Source organism: Microcystis sp. LSC13-02, from assembly GCA_002282935.1.
In the GTDB taxonomy this organism is placed as follows: Bacteria; Cyanobacteriota; Cyanobacteriia; order Cyanobacteriales; family Microcystaceae; genus Microcystis.
This window is the reverse complement of sequence record MTBT01000145.1, coordinates 1-8199: the sequence shown is the minus strand read 5'-3', so window position 1 is coordinate 8199 and position 8199 is coordinate 1. Positions and strand designations below refer to the sequence as shown.

Below are 8199 nucleotides of genomic sequence, written 5' to 3'. Positions count from 1 at the left end.
TTTAGAAACTTTCGGAATTTTTGGGTTAGAAGTATGTTGTCTTGGCATCTTGTCTGTTGATTTAGCATAAAGGGTAACGAAGAGCCATAATCCAGTGCTACTTTGTGTGATTTTAGGTTATGCTTGTGCTTTAGCTTATATTAAAACTAACAAAGTACCTTATGTTTTTTTGAGTGGATTGGCAAGTGGCAATTTCTTGGGAACCATCGCTACTGCCATTATCGGCGATTAGCACCTCTCCCGCAATTTGCTGTCGTTCCAGATAATCTCGTGCTTTGCCGATACAGGTGGCCAGGGTTTCCGCCTCGTTGAGACAGGGCATGACGATGGATAATTCTAGAGTAGGTATCTGCTCATTAGGGTCGGCAGCTGCCATGACCTGATTTTCCAGCATAACAATCGCGGTGGAGTCGTTTTGCCCAAGAGTATAACAGGTTATGTACAGCAGTGGTCTAAATTGTTAGCACGCAATCTGCTGATTCTTTTTCATCTGAGCGGCAATCTAGATCTGAACTGGACTCTCTGACTTTCTTGATTAGGCAATTTATAGCCTTTCTCATCAAGATGAAGTATAATTTGAGGAATTTTTGATGCGTCCGGGACGCATCCCACAGCCAAATATCGCCAATTTCCCCCTAGGCTTTAGGTCTTAAATAAACTAGAGACTGTTGCCAAATTAAAGTGGGTTTATCGTAGTGATCAACCAGGTATAGACAGTTAACATCTTGCCAAAGGATGCGACCAACGAGGAGATCATCAGTGCTTAACTTAATTTCTACTTCCCGTTTCTCTTGAATATAGCTCTGTACTTGTTTAATACTCGGTAGGCCAGGATCAAATTGAGACATAATGAGTTTATCGATGAGGTGTTCATCCTCTATTATTCCTGTTGAGTAGCTTTTATTGACCATGAAAATCCCCTTTACCAAATATCAAGGCCTGGGCAATGATTTTATTTTGATAGATAACCGTCACAGTCCCGAACCCCTGATCACAGCGGAAATGGCCGTGGCTATGTGCGATCGACATTTTGGTATCGGTGCCGATGGCGTGATTTTTGTGCTTCCCGGCCAAGCAGCAACCGACCACACCATGAGAATTTTCAACTCTGATGGTTCGGAACCAGAAATGTGTGGTAACGGTATTCGCTGTCTAGCCCAATTTATCGCCCGTTTAGAGGCTAACAACAGCATTGGCCGCACCTATCGCATTCATACTCTAGCAGGAACGATGATTCCCCGTTTAGAAGCTAATGAACAGGTAACGGTCGATATGGGGCCGCCGCAACTCCTCGGCAGTGAAATCCCCACCACCTTGGTCAATGGGTCAGAAAAAGTCCTCGCAGTTCCCCTAGAGGTGGAGGGCAAAGATTGGTTAGTTACTTGCGTTAGTATGGGTAATCCCCACTGTGTCACTTTTGTCGATGATCTGGCCTCTATTCCTCTAGAAACTATCGGGCCAAAATTTGAGCATCATCCGGTTTTTCCCCAACGGACTAATGTGGAGTTTGTGGAAGTAATCGCGCCAGATTATATAAAGATGCGTGTCTGGGAAAGAGGAGCGGGAATTACTCTTGCTTGCGGTACCGGTGCTTGTGCTGTGGTGGTGGCGGCCCTGTTAACGGGCAAGTGCGATCGCCGTTGTACCGTGGAACTGCCCGGTGGTTGTCTTCAGATTCACTGGTCGGAAACTGATAACCGGGTTTACATGACGGGTTCAGCTAAAGCTGTTTTTGAGGGCATTTACTTGGTCTAAACCAACCCGCTAGGACGGGGACTGAACTCCCCGAACAGCGCGACGGGATTGTTGATTCTTAGAGACTGGTAATCCACGCAATGATTCCTTTACCGGTTAACACTTCAATGGCCAAAAGAGAGACAAAGCCAATCATAGCTAGTCTGCCATTCAATTTTTCAGCGTTTTTGGTAAAACCGAGACCGCTAGAACTATCAACGTACATTTTCGGTTCGACAGCAAAGTTATTCAGTCTTCCTTGTTCTTCGGTGGTGTAGCCGCGGGCAGTCATGGGGAGGCTCCTTTTTTGTGCTTATGCTAAGAAGTGTAACACATTGTTAAGTTATGTTGCAAATTTTAACAAAAAATTTCTGGAGACTCAGAAAACCTCGATGGGGTGGTCATACTAAATCCTGTTTAAAAGGTATAGGAGAGTGGGGTGTAGGGTCTAGGGTGTGGGGAGAAGGGAGCGCCGGAGCTGCGGAGTGGGGAGCAGGGAGAAACAATTCATAACTTGAGAGTTAATCACACTATTAAAAACGGATTTGGGGTCAGTCAACGGCAAGGTTCTAGGCTGTCAGGGTAGTGCTATAGTTCTATCTCCTCTGGGTTTATTGACGAAATTTTGCAGCAAAAATAAATTCGGAACGATTTTGCCCCATTTCAGAGATCACTCCAAATGTTAAGAATTGTACAACCCTCTTGTCATAAGGATTTTTATGTCATGAAACCTTAAATTTGGAATTGCTGGAAATTTTGCCTTTTTTTTGACAAATTACTCAGGTTGTGGTAATAAAGAGGTTTGACACTCCCATCGCACTAAGCGCTTCGGGATTCTCGAAGCTCATCACTGCGCTTTCTGGTTTCCCCTACTCACGTCTGACATGATTATGTCCTATCCGAACCTACTAGAATATCACTTGTCATCTAGTTGTCCACTTGTGGATAGCTCTCCAAGGGTTTTGGTCTTTCAACCAAGATTCGGATATGCCCTACCCTATCTGCCTTACGGCAAAATGTTTTTAGTTTATTTCAGTCTTGGAAAAGACTTACTCCCCTGTTTTAAGAGTTTTCGGGTGGCTCTTGTCTTCTTTTTTCTCCTCAAAAGTGCCGTACTATTGCAACGGGATTTTCACGGTGTGAGCGGCATTTCAACCTGTTGACTCTTATATTCTAACACAACTCTAAACAGTTGTGCTTCGTGTCACTGAGCCTGTCGAAGTGCTGTTCTATATTGGCGGAACCTTTCATCTCCGAGGTAAAACATACATAGCCTTCAAGCCGACATTAAAGGTAAACTAGATCGCCTGATCAAGGGAAAGACAAAAACTATCTTAAGGTCGCCAGAGATAAATTGCCACCAAAAGCGAACCCAAATTTTCGGTCAACTGACCTTGAGTGAAGATGCGCCGAAAGGGTAACTGTGGGGAGAATAGGGAAAAACCACTAGGAAAAACCCGAATAAAATCTTAATATACAGACTGCCTAGTAGCCATAACGATTGCGCTCACTATCTTTGTAAATTCTATGACAGAGATTAACCCAGAGATCAACCTCATGCAGATAGCGACTATACTCAACCAATATCGATTTGAAATGAGAGGATATAAAGCGCAAGAATTAATCGAGCGCTGGTTGCCCATCTATTCGCTAAATTGGATTCGCATGGCGATTTTAGAGGCACTCTATCAGGGACGTTACAAAGTCATTTCGGTGGAGGAAATCCTCAAAATTTGGCACCGTCGCGGCCATCCTACCTTTCATTTTACGGGGGAATTCGAGCGCTTGGTTTGTAAAAACTTGCTAGATTCCCAGTTAAATGGCAAAAAACCAGCAGTTATCCCTAAACGGGAACAGATCAATATACCTTCTCCCACCCTTGAGCAGCCCTGTCCAGAGCCAGAAGCGGGAAAACCCGATAATAATGGCACATTAGCCACGAGTAAAGATTCTTTACTCAACTTAGAAACTTCTCTTTTTAATGATCCTCGCAAAGGTATGAGTAATGTGGAGGAATTATTCTCGCAGTTAACCCCAGAAACGCCCAAATTCCCTGAATTAGAATCAGTGCCTAAATCGCCTAACAGCCATGGAACTAGGGAGAATTTTCCGGCTAATTTTAAACCGGCAATCGATGAGTTTATCCCTTTGTTAGACCCTTCGGAATTGTATCCCAAATTAAAAGCTGTGGCCCGCTCACAGCATAAGTAGGGTTGGCTGAAAAAGTTTTTCGGTGGTGGCAGGGTGTGGGGTGTGGGGTGGTGGGGTGGTGGGGTACTGACACCAATTAATTCCCCGCCCTCAAGAAAAAAAAATCGCCCTGACGATTAGAATAGAGTTAACTTTCCCCCTCCAGGCTCTGCTCAATTAACTAGATTATGACATCCTCCTATTTTGGTCTAGAAACCGAAGAAAATAAACTAATTAACTCTAATAATCTCTCGTTCGCCGCTTCTCTTGGTATTCATGGTCTAATTTTAGCGATTATCTTACCTAATTTCCTGAATAATCCAGCGCAGGAGCCAAAAAAGGAGTTACGCAACGTCAATCTGATTGAATTGAACCCTCTAGAGCAGTCACGTCTTCCCAGTCTTGACCCCTCCCTGTCCAGCTTACCCGGACTGCCTAACCTCAATTCGTCTTCTTCCTCTTTGCCTCCTCTCCCCGCCATGGATGGCATCCATAACAGCACCTTACCTCCTTTACCCTCGGTTTCTTCCCTTCCCCCCTTACCTTCCTTACCTCCTTTACCCTCCGTCAATATCTATTCTCCTCCCGTGGCATCTATCTCCTCCTCGGGTAGATTACCGATTCCTCGCAATTTTCCCACTTCTACCCCCAATTTACCCGGTCCTTCTTCTGTTCCCACCCTGCGAGAGAATAACAATCTGCCGAGGCAGACTAATAACCAGCAGCTCCAGCCTTACTTTGATCCCTACCAAAATAATCTAACTTTAGATAGATTGCGAAATTCGCCCCTTAGTGCATCGCAACAGGCGCAGGAACAATTAAACAATTCCCTAGCCCGCACACCGGAGCCGAATGGTCAATCGCCCATTGATGAACAGCGTCGTCAACAATTAAGGTGGGAAATGCGGGAACGTTTGCGCTCCCTGGAGGCGGATAAAAGCAATACCAGTAACGAGGAGGCCATGAGAAATCAGGTGGATTGGCTGGCCAGAGTCCAAAAAACCAATCCTAACGCCTTAAATGAACTAAATCAGCCCAATCAGGGCAGCAGAGGCATAACTACCGTCAATTTGACCGGTAATTATCCCGCTACGGCTTGTTCCCGTCAATTAGCGGGGACGGCGGTTTATGGGGTGACGGTGGATGCCCAAGGCCGCCTCAGCAGTGAACCCCAGTTAATTAAAAGTGCTGGCTTCCCGATTTTCAATCAACAGGGGGCTAGGGAAGTACGCTTAACTCGTTTTAATAATCCCAGTGGTGAGTCGAGAATCTATCAGGTGCGAGTCAGTTTTGCCCCTAACCCGGAAGTGTGCCCAGGGGCGATCGCTAATCCTCCAAAACCAGAGGGTAGTAACCTCAATACCCGTAACTCCCCCCCCGTAACGCCGGCAATTGAAACCCCGCTTCGTCCCAATCAACCGCCGCAACCCCCCGTTAGCCCCCAACCGGATAACGTCAAGCCCCCCGCAGCTACAGGGACAAATCCACCCCAAACCCAGCCAGAAACGCCCAAAGAAGCGATAATCGAAGAAAAAGCCCCAGAAACTCCTCCCCAAAACCCCGCTCTCAATCAGCCGGAGGGTTCCCCCGCCGGTCCCCCCACTAGCCAAAATCCTCAACCCGTCAGCGAGGAAGTGTTGCCCCCTGGTCCGCCGGCGTCCGCTAAAACTGAACCAGAAAGTTAGGCCTTTTCAGTGATCAGTGATCAGTAATCAGTAATCAGTAATCAGTTATCAGATGTGAGTTTTAAGTTCACTATACCCCCCGCACAAGTAAGTTATCGAGCTGCTATCGGGTCAAAATATCTAAAAGCTAAGATAAATTTGACATAATCTTAGGTTTTATGGGTAGGATAGTTGTTTCTTGTCTTCTATCTCCTGTCTCCTGTCTCCTATCTCCTGTCTCCTGTCTCCTGAAAAGGAAAACTTCGTATCTCACCATTAAGATAACTGCTGCAAATGATTTCCACTTCCCAAATCCCCGATTCTTTTGTCTCACCTTGCCGTCGCGCCTCGGTTAGTCGTACTACCAAAGAAACCGATGTACAGGTGACGATCGATCTTGATGGTAGCGGCAATTGTCGCGCCCAGACAGGAATTCCCTTTCTTGATCATATGTTGCAGCAAATCGCCTCCCACGCTGCGATCGATCTCGATGTACGCGCCACCGGAGATCTAGAAATTGATGACCATCACACCAATGAAGACGTGGGAATCACCCTCGGACAAGCTTTACTGCAAGCTTTGGGAGACAAAAAAGGGATCGTCCGTTTCGGGCATTTTGTCGCCCCTCTCGATGAAGCTTTAGTGCAAGTTGCCCTCGATTTTTCCGGTCGCCCCCACCTCAGTTATGGTCTAGAAATTCCCACCCAAAGAGTGGGAACCTACGATACTCAGCTAGTGCGGGAATTTTTTGTCGCTTTGGTCAATCACAGTCAAATGACCCTACATATTCGCCAATTAGACGGGATTAATTCCCATCATCTTATTGAGGCTACTTTTAAAGCTTTTGCCCGGGCGATTAGTATGGCCATAGCGATCGATCCCCGTCGCGCCGGTATAATTCCCAGTTCTAAGGGAGTTTTATAGAAGCACTGCTTAACCGAATTAACGTTAGCTTAGAAGCCCATAATTTGAGCCACTTGGGTTAATTCGGGCGCAATCCCAGATTTTAGTTGATTATTGCTGTGTTTTACCGCCGAATCTGGGTCTTTTAGTCCATTTCCCGTTAAAACACACACTACGGTAGCCCCATCGGGAACCTGTTGATGCACTTTTAATAATCCTGCCACAGAAGCGGCGCTGGCTGGTTCACAGAAAACCCCCTCTTGGCCCCCTAAAATCCGATAGGCTGCCAATATTTCCTCATCGCTGACAGCATGAAATTGCCCTTGACTAGCGTGACTAGCGGCCCAAGCTTTTTCCCAGTTAGCGGGGTTGCCGATACGGATAGCCGTGGCTAGGGTTTCGGGATGGTCAACCGGTTGTTTGGAGATAAAAGGGGCAGCCCCGGCGGCCTGAAAACCCATCATCTTCGGCAGTCGTTCACATTTACCTATCTGGTGATACTGACAGAATCCCATCCAATAGGCGCTAATATTGCCCGCATTGCCCACGGGAATACATAACCAGTCGGGGGCATTACCCAAGACATCGACAATCTCGAAAGCGGCGGTTTTTTGACCCTCTAAACGGTAGGGATTGACGGAATTGACTAAAGTTACGGGATAATTTTCTGATAGTTGGCGGACAATCTTCAGGGCATCATCAAAGTTGCCATTAATAGCGATGACTTCCGCCCCGTACAATAAAGCTTGGGCTAATTTTCCTAAGGCCACATAACCATCGGGGATAATCACAAAGGCCCGCATCCCGGCCCTTCTTGCATAGGCTGCCGCCGCCGCCGAGGTGTTCCCGGTACTGGCACAAATCACCGCTTTTGCCCCTTCTTCCTTCGCTTTCGAGATGGCCATGGTCATGCCCCGGTCTTTAAAGCTGCCGGTGGGATTTAAACCATCATATTTGACAAAAACCTTGACATCGCGCCCGATTTGTGCTGAGAGATAGGGGGCGGGGATCAGGGGTGTATTGCCTTCTAGGAGGGTAATTACAGGGGTTTTGCTGCTTACGGGCAGAAATTGGCGATATTCTTCGATCAAACCGCGCCAGCCGCCGATAGACGAGGATTTAGTGGGTGATTGGGGGATCGATCGAGAAATAGTTGTCATAGCCTTAAGGGTACAGATTTGATTAGATGGCCTAATCTCCTATTTTATCCAATAAGCAGGCCAAAAAATTAATCTCTGTCGCCTGATTCGGGGTTAGGGGTTAAAGTGAGAAGAGACGAGATACAGAGACAATTACAGGATAAAAATGGGCTTATAGGTCAAAAAAAAGTTATTTTATCGATATGAATCTGATTTTTTGCCCTTTTTTTATTTCAAAAGCTGATTTAATTAGGGTCTGCTGAATAAATCTAAAAACCTTCTGAAAATCCGTAAAACCCCACACCCACCAAGAAACTTTTTCAGTAAACCCTAATTAGCAGTAGTGCCAGATTAATTTCTTAGCTAGGATAGGCAAGAGGCAGCTGGAAAAAATTCTCCTGTCTCCTGTCACGGCTGCTGGCAGTAATTTTGCCAGCATCTGATGTTCAGTTCAAACTCAAGCAACTATGTTTGACGTTCCCCGCTCTAAAGAGACGGGGATTCTTCGTTCATTGAGTCTCCGTTAGCAAGCAGGATTTCTCCAACCAACCAAGAGGGAATCTCTCCCG

Annotated in this window: 7 protein-coding genes and 1 pseudogene; 4 read left to right on the top strand and 4 right to left on the bottom strand. The window is 46.3% G+C overall.

Annotated features, from left to right (window positions below; genetic code table 11):
• Nucleotides 1-184: 184 nt before the first annotated feature.
• Nucleotides 185-394, bottom strand: a pseudogene (locus tag BGL89_RS08800) (glycosyltransferase); the annotation flags it as partial.
• A 241-nt stretch (nucleotides 395-635) separates the two neighbouring features.
• On the bottom strand, nucleotides 636-848 hold the full coding sequence (locus tag BGL89_RS08795) for an Hfq-related RNA-binding protein (RefSeq protein WP_002756689.1): 213 nt from the start codon (nucleotides 846-848) through the stop codon (nucleotides 636-638).
• A 61-nt stretch (nucleotides 849-909) separates the two neighbouring features.
• On the opposite strand from BGL89_RS08795, the gene dapF reads away from it, so the two are divergent.
• Nucleotides 910-1755, top strand: a complete 846-nt coding sequence (dapF, locus tag BGL89_RS08790; RefSeq protein ID WP_286825384.1) for a diaminopimelate epimerase — start codon at nucleotides 910-912, stop codon at nucleotides 1753-1755.
• Between the two features lie 58 nt (nucleotides 1756-1813).
• Here dapF and BGL89_RS08785 read toward each other — a convergent pair whose 3' ends face one another.
• Nucleotides 1814-2026, bottom strand: a complete 213-nt coding sequence (locus BGL89_RS08785) for a CAB/ELIP/HLIP family chlorophyll-binding protein (protein WP_286825383.1) — start codon at nucleotides 2024-2026, stop codon at nucleotides 1814-1816.
• Nucleotides 2027-3261: 1235 nt separating this feature from the next.
• Between BGL89_RS08785 and BGL89_RS08780 the strand changes: the two genes are divergently transcribed.
• The 3 genes from BGL89_RS08780 (at nucleotide 3262) to hisB (ending at nucleotide 6512) form a co-directional block, all read left to right on the top strand.
• Nucleotides 3262-3945 (top strand): hypothetical protein, encoded by a 684-nt coding sequence (locus BGL89_RS08780; RefSeq protein WP_286825382.1) that lies wholly within the window; start codon nucleotides 3262-3264, stop codon nucleotides 3943-3945.
• Nucleotides 3946-4112: 167 nt separating this feature from the next.
• Entirely contained in the window at nucleotides 4113-5609 is a 1497-nt protein-coding gene (locus BGL89_RS08775; protein WP_286825381.1) for an energy transducer TonB, read from the top strand.
• 273 nt (nucleotides 5610-5882) lie between these two features.
• Complete coding sequence (gene hisB, locus BGL89_RS08770) at nucleotides 5883-6512, top strand: imidazoleglycerol-phosphate dehydratase HisB (RefSeq protein ID WP_286825380.1); 630 nt, start codon at nucleotides 5883-5885, stop codon at nucleotides 6510-6512.
• 29 nt (nucleotides 6513-6541) lie between these two features.
• Here hisB and thrC read toward each other — a convergent pair whose 3' ends face one another.
• A complete protein-coding gene (gene thrC, locus BGL89_RS08765) occupies nucleotides 6542-7651 on the bottom strand; it encodes a threonine synthase (protein WP_271974884.1) in 1110 nt (369 codons plus the stop codon).
• Between the last annotated feature and the right edge of the window lie 548 nt (nucleotides 7652-8199).